The 25,026-nt window shown below is 47.1% G+C and carries 26 protein-coding genes and 1 riboswitch; of the genes, 5 read left to right on the forward strand and 21 right to left on the reverse strand.

The window, feature by feature from the left end; genetic code table 11:
* Positions 1-17: 17 nt before the first annotated feature.
* Positions 18-491, reverse strand: a complete 474-nt coding sequence (locus tag H8S80_RS25210; protein ID WP_117632476.1) for a rhodanese-like domain-containing protein — start codon at positions 489-491, stop codon at positions 18-20.
* A 1,005-nt stretch (positions 492-1,496) separates the two neighbouring features.
* On the opposite strand from H8S80_RS25210, the gene H8S80_RS25215 reads away from it, so the two are divergent.
* Positions 1,497-2,957, forward strand: coding sequence for a nicotinate phosphoribosyltransferase (locus tag H8S80_RS25215; RefSeq protein WP_002602928.1), 1,461 nt, complete (start codon positions 1,497-1,499; stop codon positions 2,955-2,957).
* An 82-nt stretch (positions 2,958-3,039) separates the two neighbouring features.
* Positions 3,040-3,759, forward strand: coding sequence for a type I phosphoribosyltransferase (locus H8S80_RS25220; RefSeq protein WP_002602927.1), 720 nt, complete (start codon positions 3,040-3,042; stop codon positions 3,757-3,759).
* 79 nt (positions 3,760-3,838) lie between these two features.
* On the opposite strand, the gene H8S80_RS25225 is transcribed toward H8S80_RS25220, so the two are convergent.
* From H8S80_RS25225 to H8S80_RS25240, 4 genes are all read right to left on the reverse strand, one after another.
* On the reverse strand, positions 3,839-5,104 hold the full coding sequence (locus tag H8S80_RS25225; protein WP_187049074.1) for an anti-sigma-I factor RsgI family protein: 1,266 nt from the start codon (positions 5,102-5,104) through the stop codon (positions 3,839-3,841).
* A gap of 5 nt (positions 5,105-5,109) precedes the next feature.
* A complete protein-coding gene (locus tag H8S80_RS25230; RefSeq protein ID WP_117632478.1) occupies positions 5,110-5,685 on the reverse strand; it encodes an RNA polymerase sigma factor in 576 nt (191 codons plus the stop codon).
* A gap of 493 nt (positions 5,686-6,178) precedes the next feature.
* Positions 6,179-7,129 carry an anti-sigma-I factor RsgI family protein gene (locus H8S80_RS25235; RefSeq protein WP_117632479.1) on the reverse strand — a complete coding sequence of 317 codons (951 nt, stop codon included), beginning with the start codon at positions 7,127-7,129 and terminating at the stop codon, positions 6,179-6,181.
* Between the two features lie 105 nt (positions 7,130-7,234).
* Entirely contained in the window at positions 7,235-8,716 is a 1,482-nt protein-coding gene (locus tag H8S80_RS25240) for a GntR family transcriptional regulator (RefSeq protein WP_117632480.1), read from the reverse strand.
* A 212-nt stretch (positions 8,717-8,928) separates the two neighbouring features.
* Here H8S80_RS25240 and H8S80_RS25245 point away from each other — a divergent pair, with 212 nt between their 5' ends.
* Positions 8,929-11,199, forward strand: coding sequence for a bifunctional diguanylate cyclase/phosphodiesterase (locus H8S80_RS25245; RefSeq protein WP_117632481.1), 2,271 nt, complete (start codon positions 8,929-8,931; stop codon positions 11,197-11,199).
* Positions 11,200-11,444: 245 nt separating this feature from the next.
* On the opposite strand, the gene H8S80_RS25250 is transcribed toward H8S80_RS25245, so the two are convergent.
* The 16 genes from H8S80_RS25250 to H8S80_RS25325 form a co-directional block, all read right to left on the reverse strand.
* Positions 11,445-11,696 (reverse strand): DUF6472 family protein, encoded by a 252-nt coding sequence (locus tag H8S80_RS25250; protein WP_117632482.1) that lies wholly within the window; start codon positions 11,694-11,696, stop codon positions 11,445-11,447.
* On the reverse strand, positions 11,693-12,730 hold the full coding sequence (locus tag H8S80_RS25255) for an acyltransferase (protein WP_117632483.1): 1,038 nt from the start codon (positions 12,728-12,730) through the stop codon (positions 11,693-11,695). The genes H8S80_RS25250 and H8S80_RS25255 overlap by 4 nt, the downstream gene beginning before the upstream one ends.
* A 213-nt stretch (positions 12,731-12,943) precedes the next feature.
* Positions 12,944-13,366, reverse strand: a complete 423-nt coding sequence (locus H8S80_RS25260; protein WP_002602918.1) for a hypothetical protein — start codon at positions 13,364-13,366, stop codon at positions 12,944-12,946.
* Between the two features lie 241 nt (positions 13,367-13,607).
* Positions 13,608-14,102 (reverse strand): GNAT family N-acetyltransferase, encoded by a 495-nt coding sequence (locus H8S80_RS25265; protein WP_117632484.1) that lies wholly within the window; start codon positions 14,100-14,102, stop codon positions 13,608-13,610.
* Positions 14,103-14,202: 100 nt separating this feature from the next.
* Complete coding sequence (locus H8S80_RS25270; protein ID WP_002602916.1) at positions 14,203-14,685, reverse strand: amidase domain-containing protein; 483 nt, start codon at positions 14,683-14,685, stop codon at positions 14,203-14,205.
* A 164-nt stretch (positions 14,686-14,849) separates the two neighbouring features.
* A complete protein-coding gene (locus tag H8S80_RS25275; protein ID WP_002602915.1) occupies positions 14,850-15,266 on the reverse strand; it encodes a YjdF family protein in 417 nt (138 codons plus the stop codon).
* Between the two features lie 194 nt (positions 15,267-15,460).
* Positions 15,461-16,891: an NCS2 family permease gene (locus H8S80_RS25280; RefSeq protein WP_333490862.1), complete on the reverse strand. Its 1,431-nt coding sequence runs from the start codon at positions 16,889-16,891 to the stop codon at positions 15,461-15,463.
* 117 nt (positions 16,892-17,008) lie between these two features.
* Positions 17,009-17,105: riboswitch (purine riboswitch) on the reverse strand.
* 129 nt (positions 17,106-17,234) lie between these two features.
* Complete coding sequence (locus H8S80_RS25285) at positions 17,235-17,648, reverse strand: DUF3795 domain-containing protein (RefSeq protein ID WP_117632485.1); 414 nt, start codon at positions 17,646-17,648, stop codon at positions 17,235-17,237.
* Between the two features lie 97 nt (positions 17,649-17,745).
* Positions 17,746-18,594, reverse strand: coding sequence for a DUF6179 domain-containing protein (locus H8S80_RS25290; RefSeq protein ID WP_117632486.1), 849 nt, complete (start codon positions 18,592-18,594; stop codon positions 17,746-17,748).
* A 9-nt stretch (positions 18,595-18,603) separates the two neighbouring features.
* Entirely contained in the window at positions 18,604-19,143 is a 540-nt protein-coding gene (locus H8S80_RS25295; protein ID WP_117632487.1) for a DUF6323 family protein, read from the reverse strand.
* 165 nt (positions 19,144-19,308) lie between these two features.
* On the reverse strand, positions 19,309-20,010 hold the full coding sequence (locus H8S80_RS25300) for a DinB family protein (protein ID WP_117632488.1): 702 nt from the start codon (positions 20,008-20,010) through the stop codon (positions 19,309-19,311).
* Between the two features lie 69 nt (positions 20,011-20,079).
* A complete protein-coding gene (locus tag H8S80_RS25305; protein ID WP_025531465.1) occupies positions 20,080-20,832 on the reverse strand; it encodes a GNAT family N-acetyltransferase in 753 nt (250 codons plus the stop codon).
* A 24-nt stretch (positions 20,833-20,856) separates the two neighbouring features.
* Positions 20,857-21,318 (reverse strand): GyrI-like domain-containing protein, encoded by a 462-nt coding sequence (locus H8S80_RS25310; RefSeq protein WP_002602908.1) that lies wholly within the window; start codon positions 21,316-21,318, stop codon positions 20,857-20,859.
* A gap of 87 nt (positions 21,319-21,405) precedes the next feature.
* Entirely contained in the window at positions 21,406-22,311 is a 906-nt protein-coding gene (locus tag H8S80_RS25315) for a helix-turn-helix transcriptional regulator (RefSeq protein WP_002602907.1), read from the reverse strand.
* A gap of 45 nt (positions 22,312-22,356) precedes the next feature.
* Entirely contained in the window at positions 22,357-22,755 is a 399-nt protein-coding gene (locus H8S80_RS25320; protein WP_110322312.1) for an SRPBCC family protein, read from the reverse strand.
* A 103-nt stretch (positions 22,756-22,858) separates the two neighbouring features.
* Positions 22,859-23,695: a LysR family transcriptional regulator gene (locus H8S80_RS25325; RefSeq protein WP_181987975.1), complete on the reverse strand. Its 837-nt coding sequence runs from the start codon at positions 23,693-23,695 to the stop codon at positions 22,859-22,861.
* Between the two features lie 138 nt (positions 23,696-23,833).
* Between H8S80_RS25325 and H8S80_RS25330 the strand changes: the two genes are divergently transcribed.
* The gene (locus H8S80_RS25330; RefSeq protein WP_117632490.1) at positions 23,834-24,358 is read left to right on the forward strand and encodes a DUF4865 family protein; all 525 of its coding nucleotides are present in this window, start codon (positions 23,834-23,836) and stop codon (positions 24,356-24,358) included.
* A gap of 105 nt (positions 24,359-24,463) precedes the next feature.
* A complete protein-coding gene (locus H8S80_RS25335) occupies positions 24,464-24,973 on the forward strand; it encodes a P-loop NTPase family protein (protein WP_117632491.1) in 510 nt (169 codons plus the stop codon).
* Positions 24,974-25,026 lie beyond the last annotated feature (53 nt).

Here is a 25,026-nt window from a genome sequence, read left to right on the forward strand (position 1 = left end):
TTTCTTATCACCATTTTTTATTTTTCATCACCAGACACGGTCTCATAGGGCCAGTCCTTAATACCGCCTATATCAATAATATTCTTATAACCAAGGCCCAACAGCTTCTCCGCCGCGTTTTTGCTTCTCACGCCGCTTCGGCAGTAGACCATAATCTTCGCATCCAGATCCGGAAGCTCCTCCGGCATCTCCTCTCCGATGTCTTCCACCGGAATGTTAATCGCATCGCCAATCCGGCTGTCCGCATACTCCTCCGGAGTTCTTACATCCACCACGATGAGCGCATCGTCCGAATCCATAACTTCCTTTGCCTCTTCCGGCTTAAACTTAACATACTGTGAAGCCTGGGCCTCCGCACCGGCCTCCGCTTTCTGCGCCGCCGTCTTCTGTGTCTCCTTGCCGGAAGCACTCCCCCGGCCGCCCGAACACGCCGTCAGTGCTAAAACCGCTGCGGCGATTCCCGCCGTAATCAAATATTTCCCTTTTATCATCTCATCCGCTCCATTCTGTAACTTTTTTTGTTTCAGTTCTTATACTGTAATAATATCAGTTACAGTTATTTCTGTCAAGCGTTTTTTTACATTTTTCCTTAATCTTTTTTTCATAACTGCGCAGTCCTGCTGCGGCAGCCGTCTGCACGCAAATAGAAACGGGTACCGACTCATTCACATGAACTTCGATACCCGTTCCTAGACTACTTCATCCATTGGACTTTACCCTCACTTTTTGTTTTGTCACTGATACTTGTGTACCTGGATGCTCTATATGAAATTTTTTACCTTCGCCACTCCATTACCGGGCCTCATCTATCATCTGGTTTATCTCTGCATCGTCATTTTCATTCTTCTATATGTTAGTAAGCTACATATGTGGAAACCTTTGTTCGGACGAATCATACTTTCTCGTCATACGACTCATACGATGAATTTTCCTTTGCAGTTTATAACGAAATATAGGCATATGTAAAAGATATATAGATTTTTTCCTGCTACTTCATCCATGCTTTCGCATTTATTCATCATAGAAGGAATGGCTTTTCACTGTGGCCGAATGGTTTTTCCTATTGTCCGCTTCCTAATTGGAAATCAGACGAGACTTATGTTTTCGGTGGAATCTACCTCCTTTTCTTTCTATTTTTATCCTTCCCGCTTCCTGTTCCCGGGAGGTTTCTCTATATCTTGTATCTCTTTCCTTTGATAGCTTTATTATATAGTATCTCTCTTCATTTTGCAAGACTCTTTATAAAAAAATAATAAATTATTTCGTAATTGTCAAATTGTATATAATTATTCGAAATATTTATTATTTTATTTGTCTTACTCCATTTGTTTTAGTTATTCTTCTCTATTATTCTGATATTATAGATTGTTATTTTTTTATCAATCACGTTGCGTTTTTGTAAAGTTATGGTATAATGTCCAAAAAGGACAGAGTCCCCGGGCCTTACGGTCCCAATTGCTCCGCCCCCACATTAAACGTTCAGAAGGAGAACACATATGAGCCAGCGCAATTTAACCTTATTAACGGATCTATACGAGTTAACCATGATGCAGGGCTATTTTAAAGAAAAGGATGCCAATGAGACCGTAATCTTCGACGCATTTTACCGCACAAATCCGGGCGGCAACGGTTATGCGATCTGTGCCGGTCTGGAGCAGGTAATTGAATATATCAAAGATCTTCATTTCGAAGAGGACGATGTGGACTATCTGCGATCCACGGGACTGTTCGGCGAAGACTTTCTGGAGTATTTGCGCCACTTTAAATTCTCAGGCGACATTTACGCCATACCGGAAGGCACTGTCGTCTTCCCGCGTGAACCGCTGGTAAAAGTGATTGCTCCTATTATGGAGGCGCAGCTCGTTGAGACGGCGCTGTTAAATATCATCAATCATCAGAGCCTGATCGCCACAAAGGCAGCGCGCGTCGTATATGCGGCCGGCGGCGACGGTGTCATGGAATTCGGACTTCGCCGGGCTCAGGGGCCGGATGCCGGTATCTACGGCGCAAGGGCAGCCATGATTGCAGGCTGTATCGGGACCTCCAACGTTCTGTGCGGTAAGATGTTCAACGTCCCGGTCAAGGGAACTCATGCCCACAGCTGGATCATGAGCTTTCCGGATGAGCTGACCGCATTCCGCACCTACGCCAGGCTGTATCCTTCCGCCTGCATCCTGCTGGTGGACACCTACGACACGCTGAAATCCGGTGTTCCTAATGCCATCAAGGTATTTCAGGAAATGAAGGAGGCCGGAATCCCGCTGACCTTCTACGGAATTCGTCTCGACAGCGGCGATCTTGCCTATTTATCCAAGAAAGCGAAAAAGATGCTGGATGATGCCGGATTCCCAGACGCAGTCATTTCCGCCTCCAACGATCTGGACGAGTCTCTGATCAACAGCTTAAAGATCCAGGGTGCTGCCATCAACTCCTGGGGAGTCGGCACGAATCTGATCACCTCCAAGGACTGCCCGTCCTTCGGCGGCGTATATAAGCTGGCTGCCATATTAGATAAGAAGAGCGGAAAATTTGTGCCAAAGATCAAGTTATCCGAAAATGCCGAGAAGATTACCAACCCGGGCAATAAAGGCATCAAGCGTATTTACAGCAGGGAAACCGGAAAAATCATTGCCGATTTAATCTGCCTCGAGGGCGAAAAATATGATGAAAATAATTCACTGCTGCTCTTCGATCCCATCGAGACCTGGAAAAAGACGCACCTGGCTCCCAACACCTATCATCTCCGTGATCTGATGGTTCCGGTATTTAAAGATGGAGAATGCGTTTACGAATCCCCCGCGGTCATGGACATTCAGGCGTACTGCAAGAAAGAACTGGATACGCTCTGGGATGAATCCCGCCGTCTTGTAAACCCTCACGAGGTGCATGTGGACCTCTCCAATGAGCTGTGGCACATGAAAAATCAGCTTCTGGACAGCTATCATTTTTCAGAATAACGAAAAAAGTTAACCTTTGTTATAGTTTCTGTGGTTGACATCGGTTATAATAGAAGTAATATGACAAAGGAGGTTGTTTTTTATGAGTATGGGGCAGGAAACCAAAATTCGCGCCAGAGACAATGATAAGCTGGCTTTAAAAGTAACAAAAGGACATTTTTCATCCGACCGTTTTCACATTAACTACTACATTGACATGACCACATTGAAGATGCGTCAGGAGGAAGCTGAGCAGGTTGCCAAATCCATGGTGAAGAGATACGTAAACCGTGTTGATTTATCAGGGCTGATCGGCGTAGGAGCGGAAGAGCTCAAGCATTATTCCAAAGCGTTTGCTTCCAAGACTCCAATCGATACCATCATCTGTATGGATGGCTGTGAGGTAATCGGCGCCTATGTAGCAAAGGAATTATCCGAGCTCGGCGTTACCACCACGAATATCCACAAGACTACTTATATCGTGACTCCGGAATTCGATTCCGCCGGACAGATGGTCGTTCGTGACAACATCAAGCATATGCTGAAGGATAAACACGTATTAGTCGTTCTCGCTACCGCGATGTCCGGCCGTACTATTTTAAAGAGCATTCGCTGCATCGAATCCTACGGCGGCATTCTGGAAGGCATCTCCGTTATCTTCGCCGCAGTCAATGAGATCGACGGATATCCGGTTAATGCGGTATTCGATTCTTCCGATCTTCCCGACTTCCGTCTCTCCGAGCCGGAGAACTGTCCGGATTGTAAGAACGGAATCAAGCTGGATGCGATTGTAAACAGCTACGGTTATACAAAACTGGATTAATTGAAGTAAATGAGTTAAAATAACCCCGGGCCACGGCAGGAATACCTGCCGTGGCCCGGGGTGTTTATGGAGTGGAGTCTTAATCGTCATCGCGTTCGTCATCAGAATTTTGGTGTTCATCGTCATCGTCGCTGTCTTCATCATCTTTCGATTTGGAATCATCGTCGTCAGAGTCCCGGTCATTTGATTTTCGGTCTTCCGAGTCCTTGCCTTCGGAATTCCTATTGGCCGAATCCCCGTGGTCGGAATCTTTACCTGCTGAATTCTTATCAACGGAAGCCCGGGCATCCGAATCTTTGTCGTCGGAATCCTTATCATCTGTATCTCGGGTGTTCTTATTCTTATTCTTATTCTTATTGCGTGAATCTTTATTATCTGAATCATGGTCATCCGAGTCTTTATCAGCCAAATCCTCATCGTCTGAATCATGGTCATCCGAATCTTTATCGGTCAAATCCCCATCGTCTGAATCATGGTCATCTGTATCTCCATCGCCGTATTTCTCTTTTCTCATTTCTTCTTTATACTCATTCCAGTCTTCCTCGTCCATCTGGAGCCATGCCGGTTTTTCCTTTTCACGATCAAAGATAATGCGGTAAAGTTCTTCCATGGACATCTTTGACAAAGTTTTTTCGTCGAGATCCGGATAAGCCGCTGTCATCATACGGATAAACTGTAGTTTACCACTGGAAATGTGATAATTTTGGGCTGTCTGATTCAATGCCTGATCCTTTTTCTTTTCCTGTGTCACTATACGGACCGTTTTTTTACTCTCCTCGGCTGTTTTTCTGATACAGTCGCTTAACTGGCTCTGGAGCTGGCTTACACGGTTCGGATTCTTATTTTCTACTGAAATTAAAACAGTTCTCCGATCATCTGTCAGATACTCTTTTTCTTCCATAATCCGGTATAAATCCTTAACCGCATCTTCAACGTTCCAATCCTTGTACGTATGTCCTTCTGCCGCCTGAGCTGCGTCCTCGTTCAGAGGTGTAAAGGAAAGGACTCTGTCTTTTTTATTTATTTTCAATTCAAAGCTTGGATTCACGTCCATGTCTACAATACTGTCTACCAGTATGTTTTCATAGGAGTATACGCCGCCGATACCCGCTGCAAAAAAGAATAGCAGGCAGCCACATACGGCTGCCACATGCCGCACCTGTGCCGGACTGCACAATTTGTGGAGCCAGCTGTTTTTCCATGGCTCCTGCCTGGTGGCGGTGTCCATCTGTTCCATTTTTACCACTGGTGTATCCATTATTTTTTGCAGGGAAGGCTGAGGAAGCTGGTCTACTGCCCGGTTCAGCGATTTTTTGATTTGTGGTGTCTCCATTTTTTTACTCATCGCCCTTACTCCTTTCCTTCCAGATATCGTCTCAATTTTTTTAGCGTCCGCTGGTAGCAGGACAAGACCGTGGACAGCGGAAGCCCCAGATTCGCAGCAATCTCTCTGTGTCGGATTCCCCCCACCAGGTGAAGCAAAAGAATCTGCCGCTCCCGCTCTGTTAAAATATTCATGGCTGTCTCTAAAACCAGTCTGTCTGTGATTTCTGTCACATAAGAATATTCCATCGTGTCTTCCATCTCAAATGCTTCTTCTGATAAAAAGCGGGAATTCCGCCTGAATAAGTCCATGGCGAGATTTCGGGCGATCGTAAAAAGCCACGCCATCGGCTTCCCCTGTTTCTGATACAGATGCGCGGATGCCCGTACTTTTAAATAGGTGTCCTGTACAACATCCTGAGTATCATACGGATTTTTAACGATCGCCAGGACGTAACTGTACAGTACACGCTCCGTCAGGGTATAGAATTCCTCAAGCGCGGACCGGTCATCCTGCCCAATCCGCACGATCAGATTTTCATCTATAATAAGCCGTTGTGTGTGTCTCTCCGGCTCCCCTCCCACTACCATGAAAAATATCATACTCACTTCTCCTCACCGCACACCAGTATTGAAATCATGGAATACTATATCAGCCATCTGCTATTCTTAGGCTATTCCCGCGCTCCCTTTATCAGACTTTTCTGTTCAAAATTGTGTCAATATTTATTTTTGAGGCCGTTGCTGCCTTCGATCTATATCACCTTTCACGAAGGTAACAGCGGTTTCGTTATCATGGCAGCTTCGCTATTATAATGGTCGTCATAAGTCTTAATGGTCATCGTCATCATATTGGTCGCTTTCAGCCTTTACGGCCAGCGTCTTCATATTGATTGCCATCAGCCTTTACGGCCAGCATTATCATATTGATTGCCATCAGCCTTTACGGCCAGCGTTTTCATAGTGATTGCCATCAGCCTTTACGGCCAGCGTTTTCATAGTGATTGCCATCAACCTTTACGGCCAGCGTCTTCATATTGATTGCCATCAACCTTTACGGCCAGCGTTATCATATTGGTCATTATCATGGTCGTCATCAACCTTCACGGCCAGTGTCTTCATGTTGGTCATGGTCGTCATCACGATCATCGTCATCTTCATGATCATCGTCATCATCACGATCATCGTCATCTTCACGATCATCATCATCGTAACGATCATCGTCATCTTCACGATTATCGTCATCGTAACGATCATCGTCATCGTAACGATCATCATCATCGTAACGATCATCATCATCGTAACGATCATCATCATCGTAACGATCATCGTCATCGTAACGATCATCATACTTCCCGCCTGCCGCCTCACTCTCCTCCATCCAATCCAGCTCATCCTCCAGCCATTCAAGCCTATCGCTTCGGTACCAGTCATTGGCGTGGTCAAGCTTATCTTCCAGGGCATCCAGAGAGATTCCCTCGTCCTTTGCGTAAGCCACCAGATCGCTGATCCGCATATTCGCCAGCTGATTGGCCGTCACACTGTCATCCTTTGCCAAAATCTTTTCGATCAGAGCCATACGTCCGGCAGATATATGGTGTTCCTCCGCCAGCTTCTTTAATTCCTTCGTCAGGCTTACATGCTGATCCAGAACACGGCCTTCGATCTGACATTCCTCCAGATAGTCTGCAAGATGGTGGTTCACATTTTTAACCGTGGTTTCTGAGGCCGAACCGGACTTTACGGTCAGTAGGATATCATTTTTGTCCTTGTTGGTAAAATATCCCGCGTGGTCCAGCAGATCGACCACATCTTCCAGGACGTGGTCCAGGTTCCTGTCCTCCATGCGATACTCCTGTAACAATTTTTTTCCGTCTTCGTTCGTCCCCTTTAAAGAAACGACCTGATTCAGCCTGTTCGCCTTCAATTCGATGCTCGGGTTAATATCAAATGCCAGATACTGGCTGGGAGCCCCCAGATAAAGCCCCAATCCTCCTAAAGCTACCGTTGCCGCTGCCGCTATGGCCGCCATAAAATTTTTCTTCATGTCTTTACTCCTTTCGTGTAAAACTGGTTTTTTCTTCCTTTTCATCCTTACAACGGAGCAGACTTACATTTTATCGCAGCCATCTGAAAACTTTTTAAATATTTTTTATTCCCCAGTCTCTTCCCAATCTTCCGGGTTTGGCGTGACCAGATTTTTTGCTTCATAAAGCCCGCACTGAACCATGTGCTCCCGGACCACCTCCAGCACATGGCAGTAGCAAAGCGAAAGCTGACGGGCAAATGCCTCTGCCTCCCCCTCAAGCAGACAATCCATTGCCTTCCGGCACCGCCGGTTCAGTTCATTGGTTTGTGTGGAACCATCGCTGTAAAAACTATAGTAATATCCCCAGTGGAGCAGCCCGCTCACCTCCTGCAATATCACCTGAAATGGTCTCAGGGAAAGGTGCTCTGCCATGGAATGCATAATCAGATCCAGCGGAACCGCTCCGGTCTGCTCTATTTTTTCCAACAGGCCCCTGGCTTCCCCTTTCATCGATTCGGCAGTAAGCATGGCAGCAGGCCAGACCGCGACAGCCATAAACTGAAGCCCGCTCAAATAAAGCAGCGTATCAATTTTAAATACCTTGTTCTTCATGCACTGCACGGTTGCATCGTCATTGAACAGCGTCACCTGTGTTCCCTTAACGTTGTATGTATGGCAGAATCCACATTTATTCAGCATGGCCACCGCTTTCCTGATCGTAGAGACAGAAACTTTGTATTCTTCGGCCAGTGCGGCCTCAGAAGGCAGAAACGTCCCATCCCGATAGGTTCCCACTCCAATCTTATCAATCAAATCGCGGGTAATCTGCATGTAATAATGGTCCCGTCCCTTTTCCGGACTCCAGTAATAATAGTTTTTCTCCTCTTCCGCCGGAAATGGAACCATAACCGACAGTTCTTCCATATACTGCTTAACATCGCCTGCGATCGCGTGATACATTGTCTGAAAGCACCGGCGCACTTCCTTCGGATCACCTGTATTGACCGCCTCCAGCATCCACAGCGGATCCTTATATGCCCTGTATGAAGCCGAAAATGCCGGAGACTTCCGGAATTCAAGGAAAAATGGGACCCGCGCGCAGATCTCAAGGCTCGTAAACGCATCCCGAAACAGCAGGTTGTCCGAAGCATCCAAAAGATTATGCAGCGCCGCCGATGAAGCCTTCCAACGGACAGTAATCTCTTTTTTGCTGCTTTGTTTTAGCTGCCGAAAGCTCAGGCTCACCTTCTCCCCGCCGCAGGATACCATGGAAAATGCGAAAAGCCGCGGCATAATCAGCTCCATCGTCTTATAGACCTCCAGAATCGTATGTCTCCGCTCCAGCACGGATCTTATGGCATGTTCCTTCTGCACCTCACAGTCCGGCTGATACGCCACGATTGAAGGCCTCCTCTCTTCGGTATGGATAAGCCCCTCTTTTTTCAATGCGGCCAGAACATCCTTTACCGTCCGGATCCCCACATGGTAATTTTCACAGAGCTGGCTCATGGATGGCAGCGGATCTCCATATTTTAAGTATCCTGTCATGATCTGCTCTCTGAGATTTTTATATAAATATTCAAATAGTGTCCTCTTCTCTTCCATCTTATCTACCTTTCATAATGCCTCTTCCCAGAACCGTTTTTCTTCTCCCTGGCCTGCCTCATAATTCACAAAACCACCTTCATTATATCACATTTTCTCTCTATACTATATGCTAACGTACACAAATATTATATTGATTTCTCAAATAGGGTAAATTAAAATAAAACGGAGTATAACTATCACAATGTTCTTTATAAATGGAGACAATATAGATGAAAATACGAGAACAGAAAAAACCTGATTTTCACAATCCCTTTTTCAGGAAAGGCCTGCAAATCGGAGTCCTGTCCGTAGGGATTCTTCTGGTTTTTACAATTTTAATCGGAAATGCGGCTGATCTGCGCATAGCCTTAAATCAAAGCACACAAAAATACTTAGACGACGTAACCGTACAGACCGCCCGCGATATCCACGACGCCCTGACCAATAAAATGACGAGCCTCGTCACAATATCCGATACGGCTTCCCATCTGGATGAGGAGTGTACCGGGGAAGAACAACTGGTGGAATTTTTACACAGAAAAGCGCAGATCCTGGAGTTTGACCCATTGATTCTGCTGCACAGGGATGGCACCATCATTTCCTCTGACGGCGATTCCGCTCCTCCCTGGATCGCTTCCGCAGACTTCTTTCAGATTGACGGCGTTCTCGCCTCTTTTGAGGGGGAGGTAAAGGCGAATTACATAGGGGGACAAAGTATTTTTTACTCGGTCCCAATATCCAGGAAAGGCCAGATCGACGAAGTTCTCATCGGTGTGAGAAGCAAGGAGAATATGCAGGCCATGATTTCCACTAAGAACTTTGACGGCGAGATGCTCAGCTGCATCATCAACAGCACTGGACAGGTGGTAATTTCACCCACAGACTTAAAGCCATTTCTGCGGCTGGATGATATTTTCAGGGAGAATAAGGATAAGAAGGTCATAGATGAAATTCACCGAATGCAGGAAAACATGAAAAGCAACCAAAACGGGATCTTGAAATTTACGGCAGTTACGAAGGAAAATCTGATCCTGTCCTACAATTCACTCGGTGTGAATGACTGGTTTCTGCTGACGCTCATACCTGCGAATTTTCTGTCCAGCGGCGCGGAGCGCTATATTTTGCAGTCATTTGTCATCATTGGACTGACCATACTGCTCTTCTCCCTGTTCCTGTTTTCGGTATACCGTTTCTACCACATTCACAGGAAACAGCTGGAACGTCTGGCCTTTGTGGACCCGCTTACCGGAGGTCCCAACAATGCGGCATTTCAACTGAAATACACGGAACTGGCCAAAACTATGGCTCCCGATACGTATTCCATCCTGCTGGTAAATGTCAATGGCTTTAAGCTCATCAACGAACGCCTGGGCATACCGACCGGAAACCAGATTCTGGCCTACTTATACCAGGTCCTGGAACGCCAGCTCCGGCCTGAGGACGATGAATTTGCCGCCCGTGTGGAATCGGATCACTTCTTCCTGTGTCTGAAAGAACACGAACCGGAGAGACTTCAGAACCGTCTGGATGAGATGATCCGGGAAATCAACGCCTTTCGCAGCACGGATCTGCCCGCCTGCCACATGACGTTTCGGCAGGGAGCCTGTGTGGTGGATGACCCCAGTCTGGAGATCACGCTTCTGCAGGACCGCGCCAGACTGGCATGCCAGAGCCAGACTGCCGAACACAGGGAAAAATGCGCCTTTTACGACAACAGCCTGACCGAGCGCATGAAGATGGAACAGGAGCTAAATGATTTATTTGACAGTTCCATAAAAAATCATGATTTTAAAGTGTATTTACAGCCGAAGATCCTGCTGGAGACTAATCGGGCGGAAGGCGCCGAGGCGCTGGTGCGCTGGATTCATCCGGAAAAGGGTGTGATCTATCCCTCGGATTTCATACCTCTGTTCGAGATGAACGGAAAAATATGCAGCCTGGATTTCTATATTTTTACACAGGTCTGCCAAACGCTGCACGCATGGATCGCAAGCGGAAAAAATCCGATCCCCGTTTCCGTTAATTTATCGCGCCAGCATTTCCTGGAACATAATTTTTTGAAGAAATTTGCAGATATTGCAAAAGAATACGAGATACCGCCGGGAATGATCGAGTTTGAGCTGACGGAATCCATCTTCTTTGACAACCGCCAGATTAATGTAGTAAAGGAAATGATCCGCCAGATGCATCAGCTTGGATTTTTATGTTCCCTGGACGATTTTGGATCGGGATTCTCCTCGCTGGGACTGCTCAAGGAATTTGATGTGGATACGATCAAGCTGGACCGTTCCTTCTTTGTCAATATGGCTGGTGAAAAGGCGAAAGATGTGATTGCATGCCTCATCGAGCTGTCTAAAAAGTTGAAGGTACACACAGTGGCAGAGGGAATTGAGACAGATGAGATGGTCGAATACCTCCGTATGATCAAATGCGACATGGTGCAGGGGTATATTTTTTCCAGACCGATTCCCATTTCAGAATTTGAAGAGCGTTACATATGACGGCAGCGCAGCTTTCTGATCGAACTGCCTGTCCCTTAGGATCGAATTAATATGAAGCGCGTTCTGTTCATATTCTGGTCATAATCTTTTTACATCCCGGTCAAACTATCTTCATATTTACCGGATATACTTATAACATAAGAGAAAGATGCTTATGCCTTACATCAGATAAAATTTTTTTCATAATCGCCGGTATTCTTACAGAAGGATACCGGCTCCTCCCTTTTATGGGGCTTTTTTATGTCTTACATCTGCTTTCGGACGATTTTATATTCATCGGCAAACTGATAATGAGAACAGCCGCCGCTGTCGCCTCTTAAAAAGCGGATCATCTCATCTTCGTCCAAATCCATATCACATACGTAACATTCGTAATCCTCGTCGTATGTATAATACATACAGCTTTCACAGTTTTTTCCTGACATCTCGTACATCTCCCCTTTATATTGATTCATCTCTATTGATTCATTTTCGTTGGTCCATTTTCCTTGCTTCATCTGCCACGATCCGTCTTAATTAAATTTTGCAGCCATCGAATCACCGTACTGTCTAAGATCCATGCGGCCGCAAAGGACAGAATCGCGGTCAGCAGCGTCGCACAGACAATGCGCGGAACGTAAAAATGTCTCACCACGGTTTGATCCACCAGCAATTCGGCTGCGGCCTTTAAAATCAGATAGTGAGCCAGATAGGCCGAATAGCTGTGGCGGCTCATCCAGACAGCGGCTGTTCTGGCAACCTTGCATTTTAAATTGCCATAGCACTCAAACAGTAAGAACACTGCCGCCGACATGGCGATCATGGTAGGCGCCAAATCGTGAATTCCCGGTACAAAGCCAGGCGTAAACCTTTTTTGCAGCAGTGTCAGAGCCAGCCCCACGATTCCAGCAAGGGCAAACCACTTAAATTCCTCCCGTTTGAACAGCCTCTTCAGCGCATATCCCAGGACATAGTAGATCAGCCAGCCTTTAAACACCATATAATCAAGAATCTGATCCAGTCCGATGCCAAATCCGCCGGCATAGTTGGTCAGTGTCTGGACTCCAAGGATGAGCAGAATAAAATATTTCAGTTCCTTATCATTCATCGCCTTCATCATACGGGCCAGAAACGGCGTACAGAGGTAGAGCGCTATGATCACATACATAAACCACATATGGTCCGCCATAGGCACTGTACCACTGAAAAAATCCCGCAGGAATTCCACCGGATACTCCCACCAGGATAAGACCTCCTGGCTGCGGCTGACATAGAACAGATAATAAAGGACCGAGAAAAATAAAAACGGGATAACGATGACTTTTACCCGTTTCTTATAAAATTGCGTGATATCTCCGGTCGCCGAATCCAGAAGGAACAGACCGCTGAGCATAAAATATATTCCGACAAAGCTGAGCAGAAGCGGCTGCATGACTGCTGCAAACCACCACTGTTTATCATTGACAGAGACAGCCGGTATGGCGTGGACCATAATGATCGCCAGAACCGCCACCGCCCTTAGAAAATCGTATTTTATCTCGCGTTCTTTCAAACTGATTCCTCCATTTCAATATCAAGTCAATATCAAGTCAACATCAAGTGCTCCCAGTACTGCGCAGCGCAATGCAGTATTAGTATACCATAAACAGTATTTTCGTGAAAGACCTCATCAGATTGTTTCCTGCATCCGGCGAGGGCCAGGCCGTGAACCGGCTCAGCCCTCCTCTCCTGTAAATGTATTGCCTGTTTAGGGAATTGCCTCTGTTCACAGCATTTCGTGAAGTCTGGTCCGCAGCGTCTCCACACGGCGTATGGCTTCACTCACGTTGTCCGACGCCTCCCTGATTTTTGCCTGGACCATCCAGTCTATGATCAATCCATCAAAGAAATAGTCGGCAAAATTAAGAAATTCCCCAATATCGATTTTGAAATCTGCCGGTATATCAATATCCATCAGTTCCCTGCGCAGGCTTCTTAAGCTGCGTCTTGCTTCCTCCAGAGACGTTCTCGCATCATCGATCCTGGAGTGCTTGATCCAGGTAGTAAACATTCCGCCTCCCAGCATATCCCAGATTCCCCAGCTGCCTGCACTTGATAGCGCGGTTTCGGCCTGCCTCAGATTCATGAGCACCCGGTTTGCGGCGGCGATCGCCTCTTCTACTTCCTGTTTTCTTCTCTCTTCTTCCATACTGATTCTCCTTCCTGTCTGACGACAACTAAAAGTTTTCGTGCGTGGCTGGAACTTCCTTTATGAAGAAAAGAAAAAGACTCTTACCGTGGTAGTTCCTGCCACAATAAAAGTCTTGCACATTTCATTTTATACGGGTGCTTATAAAAACACCAAGAAGACGATTTAAAATCCATCGGATGATGGTTCGCTACTCCCTTTTATTGAAAGATAATATATCATATTTTTACAATTTTGTCAACTAATTCAGGTTTCTTTCAGCGCTTCGTTCAGCGCTTCTATTCAGCGTTTCTTTCAGCACCATAACTTTCTCTCCATGGACATCGGTCTCTCCGTTAAATTGGAATCCGAATTTCTCATAGAGGTGGATTGCACCCTGATTTTCTTCGACTACGCTTAAGTAAATCTTCTTTCTGTGGTATTCGCTTCTCAGCTTCCCGATCATCATCGGGAGTACGATGTGGCCATAGCCATGGCCCTGATAATCCCGGTCGATCAGCAGCCGGTCCAGCCAGACACGGCCAAATGGCAGATACTGCCAGAAATAACCGTACATGGAGAAGCCTACCAGCTGTTCTCCGTCATAGATGCCTACCGGACGCCAGCATTTCTCTTCCGCTGCCTCCTTTAAGCATTGTTCGGGACTTTCCACAAATCCCTTCTGTGTTTCGTGAATTTTGAGAGCCAGTACCGCCTCACGGTTCTTGTCATTTACCGGCTCAACATGGATATACATGATTCCCCTTCTTTCTTTATTTTGGCTTTGCCTTTTCCTATCATAAACTATCTGGTAACCCAATAGTCAATAGCTTTTGCCTGTTTTCTGCTTTCGGTATCTACCAGCTGCGTACTCCCTGTATGTGCAGAAAGCGGGATTTCACGTATAAATAGGAATCAAGAGGGCGCATATAAGCGTCAAAGCTGTGCGCCGCCACGTAAATGCGGCCGTCCGTGACTGCGACGATTACCGGACTGTGATAAAAACCGTTGGCATTGCCCAGCTGTACAAGATCTCCCGGCTGTACACCGTCCTGACCGGTTTCTGCCGCGTACGGACCAACCGATTTGTTATTTACGAGAAAATTGTAAAGATACTGCACTCCCGTCCAGCTCGGCGTCCTGTCAGTGCTGCTGTTATAATACCAGCCCATCACCGGCGTATAGTTCATGACCCCGCTCCCCGCGTAAATGCACTGTGAGGCGAAATTCGTGCAGTCTCCTCCAAAATGCTCAAAGTCCAAATACCGTGGATTTCTGCCCATGGCCCATTTCTTTGCATATTCCAGTGCCGCGTCCCGCCGATAGCCTGTTTCTTTCATATTCTTTTACCCGATTTTGATCTTTACAATATAATATGAAACATAATATGAAACGAGTAACGAAAAGTCCTCAAACAGGGGATTCGATTATACGGAGGACCTGGGTGTTTCCATAGCGGTATTGCCTGTTATCATGAAATATAAAAAAAACACAGGAGGCAGAATCATCTGCCCCTGTGCTTCTCCTTCCGTTTCTGCTGTTTTAATTCGAATCTGGCTTCCTTTTCCGCTTCTTTCTGCTCGCGGGTCCGGATCTTCCGTTCCTCCTTCAGCTGCTCATGCTGCAGGCTTAAGGCCTGCTGCGACTTCGTTCCGATGCCGGAGACCGCAGTCTGCATCCTGGCCTCCCGCTGCCTGCGCTTCGGGTTGGTATGTTCTTTTTTTGCCTCAGCTTTCACGGCCGGACTGAATCGCAGCCGATAATAATTCTTAAGGAGCCAGTCATATACCTCGTAATCCTTCGGCTCTATACCGAAGGTGATCTTGCATACTTCCATCGTTCCATCCGAAATCCGTTCCACGACTCCGATCCAGAACGGGTCCTCAAAAAATACCCGAAAGGTCAGCGATACTTTGTCCATAATGATATCCTCCTTATATGATTCAAAATAGACAAAGAACGGACGACCTAAGGAGGAAGGTTACTGACAGCGGTTTCACGAATATTGTCCGCTGCGCCCGGACTACCTACCGGGCTGTGTTTTTATCTTTGTGTTTCGATTTTACCACACTTTATCATATCTTTTCAAGAGCTCTTTTAAACCGCTCTCCCATTCTATCCCAAGGTCATAAACGCATATCTTACAACAAACACAAACGAAATCATCAGCGTTAAAGCCTTCACTTCCCGCCTTCTGCCTGTCATGAGATTCATCAGACAGTAGGTAATCAGTCCGAATGCGACACCATTGGCGATCGAATATGTAAATGGCATAAATACGATTGTACAGAAGGCCGGCAGTGCGTTGCTCATGTCGCTGAAATCCACATCTCTGATGTTACCGAGCATCAGAATCCCCACGAAAATCAGTGCCGGGGCAGTGGCCGCCGCCGGAACAATGCTGACAATCGGTGCAAAGAGAATGGCTCCCAGGAACATCAGAGCGGTTACAAGGCTCGTCATACCCGTTCTTCCGCCCTCCGCGATACCAGCGCTGGATTCCACCACAGTGGTAACGGTGGAGGTTCCTACCATTGCGCCTGCCAATGTCGAGACCGCATCTGACATTAAGGCCTGCTTCATCCGGATTACTTCGCCGTTTTCATCAATCATCCCCGACTGTTTAGCTGCTCCGAGAAGTGTCCCAATGGAGTCAAACATGTTGACCAGGGAGAAGCTGATGACCAGCATCGTTACCGTAAACAGCGTTTCCACAAAGTTTGTTCCGGCAAACAGGCCGGCAAAATCCATCTTTAAAAATGATACTTCCGCGAAATCCTGGAATTTCACTCCAAGATTCATATCTAAATTTGAAAGATGCGTAATACCAAGCGGGATTCCAATCAGGGTTGCCGCTATAATTCCCAGAAGAATGGAACCTTTTACCTTTCTCGCATGCAGAATTCCCATGATGACCAGACCAACCAGTGCCACCAGCGCGCCATTGATCAAAACCATATCCGCGCCGCTTCTCCATTTGGAAAAGTCAACCAGGCTTACGAGTGTGGCCGGATTGGAAATGACGATTCCTGCATTCTTCAGTCCGATAATTGTAATAAACAGACCGATACCAGGGGTAATCGCTGTTTTAACCGCGTCGGGAATTGATCTGATTATCGCCTCTCGCAGACCGATTGCGGTAATAACGATGAAAAAAATACCGGATATAAATACGATAACCAGCGCCTGTCCATACGTATATCCCATTCCCAGCACCACGGTGTATGCAAAAAATGCATTTAATCCCATGCCCGGCGCCTGAGCAAACGGAACCCTTGCATACAATGCACAAAGGATCGTACCAATAAACGCTCCGATACAGGTACCGATAAAGACGCCGTTGGCAATCTTCTGCGCCATCGCTGCATCTCCCATAATCAAGTATGGGTCGGATAAAATCTGTGGGTTCAGAATAAGGATATAGGCTATTGTGATAAATGTTGTGATTCCTGCAAGTACTTCCGTTTTAACGCTTGAATGACTCTGGGATATCCCAAAAAACCTGTCTGCGAATCCTGTTTTTCGTTCCAATAATATGTCCTCCATCTTCCTTTAAATAAACTGCCTGTTAAGACTGCCTGCTTTGCTATCCTGTAGTCTATATTTTAAAGGTTTACGATTGTCGCTCCCTTCCACCAACAAACATGAAATTACCAAAAAAAGAGTCAACTACATAAACTATGTAGTCAACTCTTTACGGTAGTTGGTAGAGACTCTGAGCCAATTCTCAGGATATACATAATGAATAGCACCAATATTTAATCACAAAATTTATTATATACGCTAAAAGTTTTTTAGTCTATTCGCCTTTTTATCAATAAATCTTTATTTTTTTGTGCATTATGTATATTTTGTTATTCTTTTAAACCGCTTTCTTCATCATAAATAATTATCCAGAAGTTACCCGCCCGCATTCACTGCATCGATGGTCGTGGAGAGAGATTACACCTCCGCAGGCCGCACAGGTATAGCGTTTCCGCTCATTTTCCAGAAATAATTCTATGCCGTTTTCCTTCACAAACAGGGACTGTTCTATGAGGCTGACGCCATAGCGTTTGCGATAGCTTCTGTCCAGATCCCGGATTCTTCTGCATGGAAAATCGCTGCATTCATAGCAGTAGGATAGCTCTCTTTCAGCTGCACAGTTCTTTCGCAGACAGGTCCGGCAGTGTCCAGGCTTGCTCTCATCGGTTCCCAGGCAGCCTCCGCAGGCCTTCTTAGTACTGCAGTGTGCAAAACACACCATACAGTTCATTCCGCATGGTGCAAATAGCTGACTGCCGATTGCTTCAGGCATCTTCAATAAAAACCGCCTCCTTTTCCTGAATTGCAGACTCCTGTGTTATTATAATGTTATTATAGTGCCATAACTATGCTTAAAATGGGTTCTCTGCGTAATTCTAATAAACAATCATACGGTCCATGCATCCATACTCCGCGGCGTTCCTAAGTTCTGCTGCAAAATCCTTCCTGTCGCAGGACAGATAGGAAAACAGGGCTCTGTCCCCCTCCGGGCCGCCTGCCAGCTGCTCCATCAGCTGACCTATGGCTTCCTCAAGTTTCTGTGGTTCACAGTTCTTCACACGGCTGCAAAACCGCTCCGTATCGTCTGCCGTCACCGTATCCCCGGACAGCTTTTTCCCCATCATCATATGAATCACCAGATTCCGCATAATGACAGAAGCCACATTCAGGACCAGATCCTCATAATCCCCATGGTAGTGTTCCAGGACCGCCTTTCCGTACGCTTCCGGAAACTTGCTTAAGAATCTCTGTTCCAGGAGAACACAGGATAAATAAAAGTAGATGGCGTCTATTCCCTTTCGCTTCCCTACAGGCCGTAAAATCGGGTAATCCAGAGTGAGCAGATGATCCTGGGGCCGGAATCTGGCATTGTAATGGACAAAGAATTCCGGCATCCCTTTGATGACCGTATCCTCATAACAGCGGTTACCGAAGGAACGAAAATTCGCAATGATCTGATCGTAGACCTTCTTGGCCCTGGCGGTCTTCTCCAGAACCACCTCATACCCCTGCTGGTAAAACCTCCATAAATCCGTGTCTGAGGCGGTGGCTACGCTGTTTTTTCCTGTCTTCACCGCTTCATATTCTGCTTCACGCAGGCAGTAAAGCACCGCTCCCATCAGCTGCTGTGCCGTCTCATAGGTGACGGAGGTGCTGGAAAGACTGGTATACTTTTCCATAAGTTTTCCGACAACAGGCAGCAGTTCTTCCATCGTATAGTCCATGTCCGCCTCCTAACTGAGCAGGTCAAAGAGTGTCTCCAAAAAGAGATCCCTGTCCCAACGTGCTTCCTGTGAAAATTTCTCGTACTCTCCCTTTCCACCGTCCTCCACGTAATCCCGGTATCCGGCGCGAATCGCCCTCGCAAAACGTTCCAGGCACGTTTCCTCCAGATAGGCGACGGAACCGTAACAGACACCGTCAAACTGTTCTTTCATAAATGTCAGCAGTTCCTCATCCGTTAAGTTGTCTTCTGATTCGTTCTTATAGAGATAGAAGATTTCCTGCAGCTCCGCAATCACATCAGCATAGTTTTCCTGCTGCAAATAGGGAGAATCACAGAAAGTCTCTATAATCTCCGGCAATATCCCCTTTCCGAATTCGACCCGCATCTGCGTCCTCAGGGAATCACGCCGGCTCGCCATCAGTCTACCAGCATCTTCCTCAGTGAGTGTGAGTCCGAAGGACTTTGTCTTCTCGTTGCAAGCCAGCACTCTTTCCAGTTCCTGCTTCCGTTGTACTGTTTCCATCAGTTCATACCAGTTCTCCTGCATCTCTTTTCCTCCCCGTATTTGGTAAGTACTGATTCTACGCCTTTCAGACTTTCATTACAAGTCTTGAAAAAAAGAGATTTTTATGGTATGATATAGGTGTGGAAAAAGCGATTTCCGTTTAGGATCGCCGGAGTCCACATTTTTTTTGCTTTTTTATGGAGAAAATTATCCTTTCAGAAAAGGTACGGCACCGCTTTTTATAAATTCTTTGATCGCAGCGCTGTCCGGCAGGTGCATCATATGATGGCGTGTCAAAGGCAGCAGCAAAAGTCCTGTCACCGTATAACTCCCCCAAAAATCCTTCAGCCAGACAGACCCCTTCCGGTCCAGTAAACCACCCTCGCTGACCAGCCGGTCCAAATATTCGGACTCGGGTTTCCGTTTTAAGTCGCTCGGGGTAAGTGATTTGATCACGGCACAGGTCTGACAGCCTACCGCATTGCGGTAATTGATCAGCTCCTGTTTCTTGACGTGCCGGCTGAAACTGATTATTTCGCTGTCGCTCATAACATTACCGGTGTCTTTGACAGTCACATTCATGCGATCCATCCAATCATCATCGAAAATCTGAGACTGTCTGGCAATCAGAAGATTGCTGACCAGATCTTCGATTCGGGCTATATGCCATAAATGCCAGGCTATGGTTTCATCTTTCTCAGTCGGCATCACACTGTAATCCTCATCTGTCAGGCCCTCCAGCACATGATCGCAAAACGTGGGGCTGCTGCTTCCCGAAACCACCCCCGTATGTGTGACCGCATGAAGGTCAAGTGCCAATTCCATAGCCGGTTCAAAGGTCTTTTTCGCCTTTAGCAATCTGCGCAGCCTGTCTGCCTGAAGTTCATAATCTGCTGCAATATCAGACATATCATCGGTCTCCTTTTTCTTTTCTCAGACCAGGGAAAGTGTGAATTGATCTGCGTTTTGCGCAGCACGTTACACTTTCTTCCTGTATTTCTCGAAGCTTTTCTCTGATAAAATCTCGTTCGTCACAAATTTCCCGTCATAGAATAAGGAGTATGTTGTAAATGGGCTTGGCGCGCGCCTTGCAGCTTCCCGGGATTCCAGTTTTACTGTCTTGATCTCAATGCCCTGAGTCCTGGCGTATTCCGCCAGAATCGGAACGTATTTCGACGTGTGGGGACATTGCGCTGTGTAGTACAGAACCCATCCCTTTTCATCGGTCTCACCGGTCTTTGCACACTCTAAAAAGCGCGGCAGGGGTGTCCCGTCTTCAAATGGGAGTGCCATAAGCTCAAAGTACGGCGCGGCAGTATCGGCTGTCACAAATCCTTTATGCTTTAAGTAGGAGCCATCCGACAGAAACGGCATCTTCTTCTTAGAGGAAAGTATAACAAGCCCCTTCTTCCCGTTAGCCCTGGCCTCAGCGATACAGTGCTCCAGCAGCTGGCTGCTATAGCCCTGTCCTTTATACTGGCCGGAAACCCACAGACAATCGATATAGTAGTATCCATCTGCATCGACAGGCACCCAGGCGTACTCCGCCGGCAGGTACTCGATAAATACCTTTCCGCGCACATCCAGTTTTTCGAACACAAGTCCCTCTTTCAGCCGTTCCTTCAGCCACGCCTTCTTGGAGGCCACGCAGGTCTCTCCCTTTTTATCCGATATGGCACAGCAGATGTGCTCTTCTTCGATATTCTCCAAAGTAACCCGTTTGAATTCCATACTCATCATTCCCTCTCCTGTTGTTCAATCCTCTTTCAATCCTATATAGACATGGATCTCCGCCTCTTCGCCGGTCATCCCGTGATACTCTTCAAAATCAGCCTGAAACGTACGATTCAAGTTCATACTCCACAGTTCCATCCAGAACTGAACCAGGGCCTGCTGCACATCTCCCCTGACTACAAACTTCGCATATCTGCCTGCCGGGATCGTGCGGATCCTTAAGTTCTCCGGAAGCCCGGCATCATCCGCCACCTCACAGGCTGCCGTCATATCATAATCGCCGTTCTCATCGCTCTCGTAGTCTGAATAAATTCCGAGGACGCAGCCTCTTCTGTCTGCGGGGATACTGTCGTAAACCCCTTTCGCATAAAAACTTTCCCACAGCCCGCCTATGACGCTTCCCATATCAGGCGCATGGTTATTCGTCCTTGCTGTTATTCCTGCCGCCTTCTTCTCAGGCAGTGTCACGATTTCGTAATTCATCCGGTTGTCCTCTTTTCCACCACTTCTGTGGTTTTCTCATGTACGCTTACAGGATAACACTTTAATCACGACAACTGTATGTCATCATTAACGGTAAATACGACAAATTTTCTCTGCCATGGCGGCAAATTCCACCCGGAGTTCTTCCGGTTCCACCAGTTCCACACGGTCTCCCATGCTGAGCAGCCAGCTAAATACGCTTCCGGGATCGGAAAAGCAGGAGCTGAATACCAGTTTTCCGTCTTCCCTCTCCTGAAAGCTCTCCAGCCCGCTCTCCTCAATCAGCCGCCACTTCATATCTGCCTCGCAGACCGCTGTGACGGAAATCCGCGGCGGAAATGCCTTGTCCGGTGACATATCATACGCAGGAACCTTCCGCTCCTCAAAGCGCTCATCCAGCGCCTTCAGCTCCAGCATCCGGTTTAACTTGAACAGCCGGTAATCCTCACGATCGGTACAGTATCCCCACACATACCAGGAGGACCACTGAAAGACCAGAAGATACGGCTCCAGCTTCCTTCTGCTCTCGCCGGAAGGACCAAAGTACGCAAAGGTGATGTATTCTCTTGCGCCGATCGCCGCCTGAATCAGTTCGATCTTCGGCGCAAGACAGGATTTGTACCAGGACGATAAATCAATCAGGATATGACTGTTTGAGGTCAGAATCGAAGAATTCCCCATGGCCAGCTTGTCCATAAGCTGCTGGTATTTGTTGGTGCCGGATACGCTGTCCAGGCTGCGAAGTCCGGTTAAAATCGACTGCATCTCCGATGAAGTCAGTACAGTCCGGTCGATCCGGTACCCCTCCATGATGGAAATCCCTCCATTGGGCCCCTGTGTGGTTACGAGCGGAATGCCTGCTTTGCAGATGTCTTCGATATCCCGGTTGATTGTTCGCCGTGATACTTCAAACTTCCCGGCAAGGTATGGCGCCGTCACCTTTTCCTGCTGCAAAAGGATGGACAGGATTCCGATTAGTCGGTCAATTTTCATAAACGCCTCCTGTTACTCATGATAGGTCAATCTTCCCAATTGCGCTCACTCGCCCAGCGCCGCCTTCAGATCATTAAAATACTGCTCCTGCTGCTTCTTTAGGTAACCAGGGACAAACGGCTTCATAATCCACTTCTTCACGTCCACCCGCTCTGTAAAATCCGCTTCACAGCCTTCGTCCGTCCGGCGGAACAGACCGGTCCACGTACCTGTCATATTGGCGTTGTCCATGGTAAATTCATACCGGTACGGCGGCTCGAACCGGGTGATCACAAACGTGGTCGGAAAGCCCTCCTTCGTGTATTCCACAAACGTTTTCCCAGGCTCCAGTACATCGATTCTCTGAAGATCACTGCGCCAGCTGCAGTCGCTTAGATCTGTCACAACCTCCCATACCTGCTCGATCCTGCTCTTTAATACTGCCTTTTTCTTTGATTCTGTCATACCCTTCTCCTTCAAGCCTTCTTTTCGCTGCTTTTTTCTCTATTATAGCAAATAAACAGGACATCTGTATGTCGTGATTATTTATTAGAAAATATTTTTTATTTTATGATTTCGCCCCATTTATGATAATTTCCCGGAGAATTTCGGAGGCCCTGCCGGAACTGCCTTTGCAGACGGACAGAAAAATCCGGACAGGATCCATTTTTAGTTCACCTGATACCGCAATATTTTGCCGTTCTGACAGGACGCTGGCGGGAAGAAGGGAAATCCCCATTCCCAGCTCGACGGAGCGGAGTATGGCCTCGACCGTGTCCATCTCGATGATCCGTGGAGCAGGCACACCATGGGATTGAAACCATGCAAGCAGACGGGCGCGGTAAGGGCACGCGGCTATTTTATTTACTATGGCCGGCATCTGAATCATCTCCCGTTCCGCGCAGCCGAATGGGGCGATGATACAGAGTGTTTCCTGAAAGGAAGCCAGTGTCTCCATCTCCTCTGTCACGTACTGCGCCTCCAGAAAGGCACAGTCAGCCTTACCTTCGGACAGATATTGGGCCAGATGATCCTGACTGTCCGTGACCACAGAGAGATTCATTTCCGGAAGCTGTTCCTGAAATGCGGTCAGCCACAGCGGCAGTCTGGATATCGACAGCGTATGAGCCGCTCCGATCCGAAATGTTTTGCGGTCCCTGATTTGGGCTGCTGCTCTGTCGATCCGGTCAAGGATATCTTCCGAGGCGATTAGCAGGCGCTCCCCTTCCGCGGTCAGAGTGACCCCTTTGCTGTGCCGGATTAGCAGAACGGCGTTTAACTCTTCCTCCAGTTTCTTGATTCTTGCCGTCACATTCGACTGTACGTATCCCAGCTGACCGGCCGCCTTCGAGATGGAGCCTGCGCGGGCAACCTCCCGGAATATTCTGAGTTCCTGACTTTCCATAGCTCCCTCCATCATTTAAAATGATACCAGACATCATTACCAACTATTATACACGACGGCGGCAGTTCTGTATAATTAAATAGTAAAAACATCACCGCCGGGCCCGGCACTGGATGATACAGAAAGAAGGAGCTTCCTATGATTGCAATGCAGTATCAAATAGCGCTGCCGGATCATTACGACATGAATCTCATACGCCAGCGCGTGAGACATAACGGGACGAAGACAGATGGTTTTGAAGATTTGCTGTTTAAGGCTTATCTGATACGGGAAAATCAAGGCGGATCAGAAGGCGGCAACGAATATTCCCCGCTGTATCTCTGGAAGGACAGTCCCGGAATGATCCATTTTATATGGGATGGGTACTACGATAATATTGTGTCCTCGTTTGGGAGACAGCGCATAAAACTGGGAATTCCCGTTTTTGTGGAACTTGAAAAAGAATTTTTAACTTCGCGGTTTATGCTGGAAACAGAACAGGCTCTTCCAGCGTCCCGGAAAATGGTGCGGCCGCATTTTTCCGCAGTTGGAAACGGCTGTACCGGGAAGGTGCTGCTCTGTGATCCGGAACAATGGGTGCAGAAGGAGTATTCTTTTTTCGGCAAAAAACCGGACTCGTCTGTAGAAGGAACGGTTTATGAAGTGCTCCATCTGTCGGTGTGACAGCAATGCTATTATTTTTTTACAGTCTGCCGCGGCCATTGACAACTGGAAGTCCGCTGCCTTATACTGTTAGATAATCATTGATTGATCACGGGGGATTTACGATTGGAAAGAATACTGATTATCGGCGGCAATGGCTGCGGAAAAACCACCCTTTCAAATAAGCTGGCGAATAAGTTAAGCCTGCCTTTGACCCATCTGGACGCACTGTATTGGAACGATAACTGGAAGCCTGTGTCCGATGAAGAATTTGACCGGCTTTTGATGTCGGAACTGGTTCAGCCCAGATGGATTATCGACGGTAATATTTCGCGCACAATCCCGCTCCGGCTGCAGTACTGTGACGCCGTCATTTTCATGGATTTTTCCCGGATCAGATGTCTGAGCGGAGTGGTTGGACGATTCGTGAAAAACTATGGTAAAAGCCGCACGGATATGGGAGGAAACTGCCCGGAAAAACTGAATGCGGAAAAGATACGTTTTATTAAGAGTGTTTGGACTCATCACAAAGAAACCCGCAGGCGTTTCTATGATATGATGAGCGAAGCGGATGATGTGAAAATCGTCATATTAAAAAACCGGCGGGAAACAGATCAGTTTCTGTCGGAATTATAAACGTTTAGTTATGATAAATTAAAACCCCCGTATTTCCGGTTATACATGGAAAT

The sequence above is a fragment of the Hungatella sp. L36 genome, assembly GCF_014288035.1.

What these genes read in the sequence shown, in the direction of transcription:
- H8S80_RS25210 (WP_117632476.1), bottom strand. Translation starts at nt 491, where the DNA reads ATGATAAAAGGGAAATATTTGATTACGGCGGGAATCGCCGCAGCGGTT.
- H8S80_RS25215 (WP_002602928.1), top strand. Translation starts at nt 1,497, where the DNA reads ATGAGCCAGCGCAATTTAACCTTATTAACGGATCTATACGAGTTAACC.
- H8S80_RS25220 (WP_002602927.1), top strand. Translation starts at nt 3,040, where the DNA reads ATGAGTATGGGGCAGGAAACCAAAATTCGCGCCAGAGACAATGATAAG.
- H8S80_RS25225 (WP_187049074.1), bottom strand. Translation starts at nt 5,104, where the DNA reads ATGAGTAAAAAAATGGAGACACCACAAATCAAAAAATCGCTGAACCGG.
- H8S80_RS25230 (WP_117632478.1), bottom strand. Translation starts at nt 5,685, where the DNA reads ATGATATTTTTCATGGTAGTGGGAGGGGAGCCGGAGAGACACACACAA.
- H8S80_RS25235 (WP_117632479.1), bottom strand. Translation starts at nt 7,129, where the DNA reads ATGAAGAAAAATTTTATGGCGGCCATAGCGGCAGCGGCAACGGTAGCT.
- H8S80_RS25240 (WP_117632480.1), bottom strand. Translation starts at nt 8,716, where the DNA reads ATGGAAGAGAAGAGGACACTATTTGAATATTTATATAAAAATCTCAGA.
- H8S80_RS25245 (WP_117632481.1), top strand. Translation starts at nt 8,929, where the DNA reads ATGAAAATACGAGAACAGAAAAAACCTGATTTTCACAATCCCTTTTTC.
- H8S80_RS25250 (WP_117632482.1), bottom strand. Translation starts at nt 11,696, where the DNA reads ATGAAGCAAGGAAAATGGACCAACGAAAATGAATCAATAGAGATGAAT.
- H8S80_RS25260 (WP_002602918.1), bottom strand. Translation starts at nt 13,366, where the DNA reads ATGGAAGAAGAGAGAAGAAAACAGGAAGTAGAAGAGGCGATCGCCGCC.
- H8S80_RS25265 (WP_117632484.1), bottom strand. Translation starts at nt 14,102, where the DNA reads ATGTATATCCATGTTGAGCCGGTAAATGACAAGAACCGTGAGGCGGTA.
- H8S80_RS25270 (WP_002602916.1), bottom strand. Translation starts at nt 14,685, where the DNA reads ATGAAAGAAACAGGCTATCGGCGGGACGCGGCACTGGAATATGCAAAG.
- H8S80_RS25275 (WP_002602915.1), bottom strand. Translation starts at nt 15,266, where the DNA reads ATGGACAAAGTATCGCTGACCTTTCGGGTATTTTTTGAGGACCCGTTC.
- H8S80_RS25280 (WP_333490862.1), bottom strand. Translation starts at nt 16,891, where the DNA reads ATGGAGGACATATTATTGGAACGAAAAACAGGATTCGCAGACAGGTTT.
- H8S80_RS25290 (WP_117632486.1), bottom strand. Translation starts at nt 18,594, where the DNA reads ATGGACTATACGATGGAAGAACTGCTGCCTGTTGTCGGAAAACTTATG.
- H8S80_RS25295 (WP_117632487.1), bottom strand. Translation starts at nt 19,143, where the DNA reads ATGCAGGAGAACTGGTATGAACTGATGGAAACAGTACAACGGAAGCAG.
- H8S80_RS25300 (WP_117632488.1), bottom strand. Translation starts at nt 20,010, where the DNA reads ATGTCTGATATTGCAGCAGATTATGAACTTCAGGCAGACAGGCTGCGC.
- H8S80_RS25305 (WP_025531465.1), bottom strand. Translation starts at nt 20,832, where the DNA reads ATGGAATTCAAACGGGTTACTTTGGAGAATATCGAAGAAGAGCACATC.
- H8S80_RS25310 (WP_002602908.1), bottom strand. Translation starts at nt 21,318, where the DNA reads ATGAATTACGAAATCGTGACACTGCCTGAGAAGAAGGCGGCAGGAATA.
- H8S80_RS25315 (WP_002602907.1), bottom strand. Translation starts at nt 22,311, where the DNA reads ATGAAAATTGACCGACTAATCGGAATCCTGTCCATCCTTTTGCAGCAG.
- H8S80_RS25320 (WP_110322312.1), bottom strand. Translation starts at nt 22,755, where the DNA reads ATGACAGAATCAAAGAAAAAGGCAGTATTAAAGAGCAGGATCGAGCAG.
- H8S80_RS25325 (WP_181987975.1), bottom strand. Translation starts at nt 23,695, where the DNA reads ATGGAAAGTCAGGAACTCAGAATATTCCGGGAGGTTGCCCGCGCAGGC.
- H8S80_RS25330 (WP_117632490.1), top strand. Translation starts at nt 23,834, where the DNA reads ATGATTGCAATGCAGTATCAAATAGCGCTGCCGGATCATTACGACATG.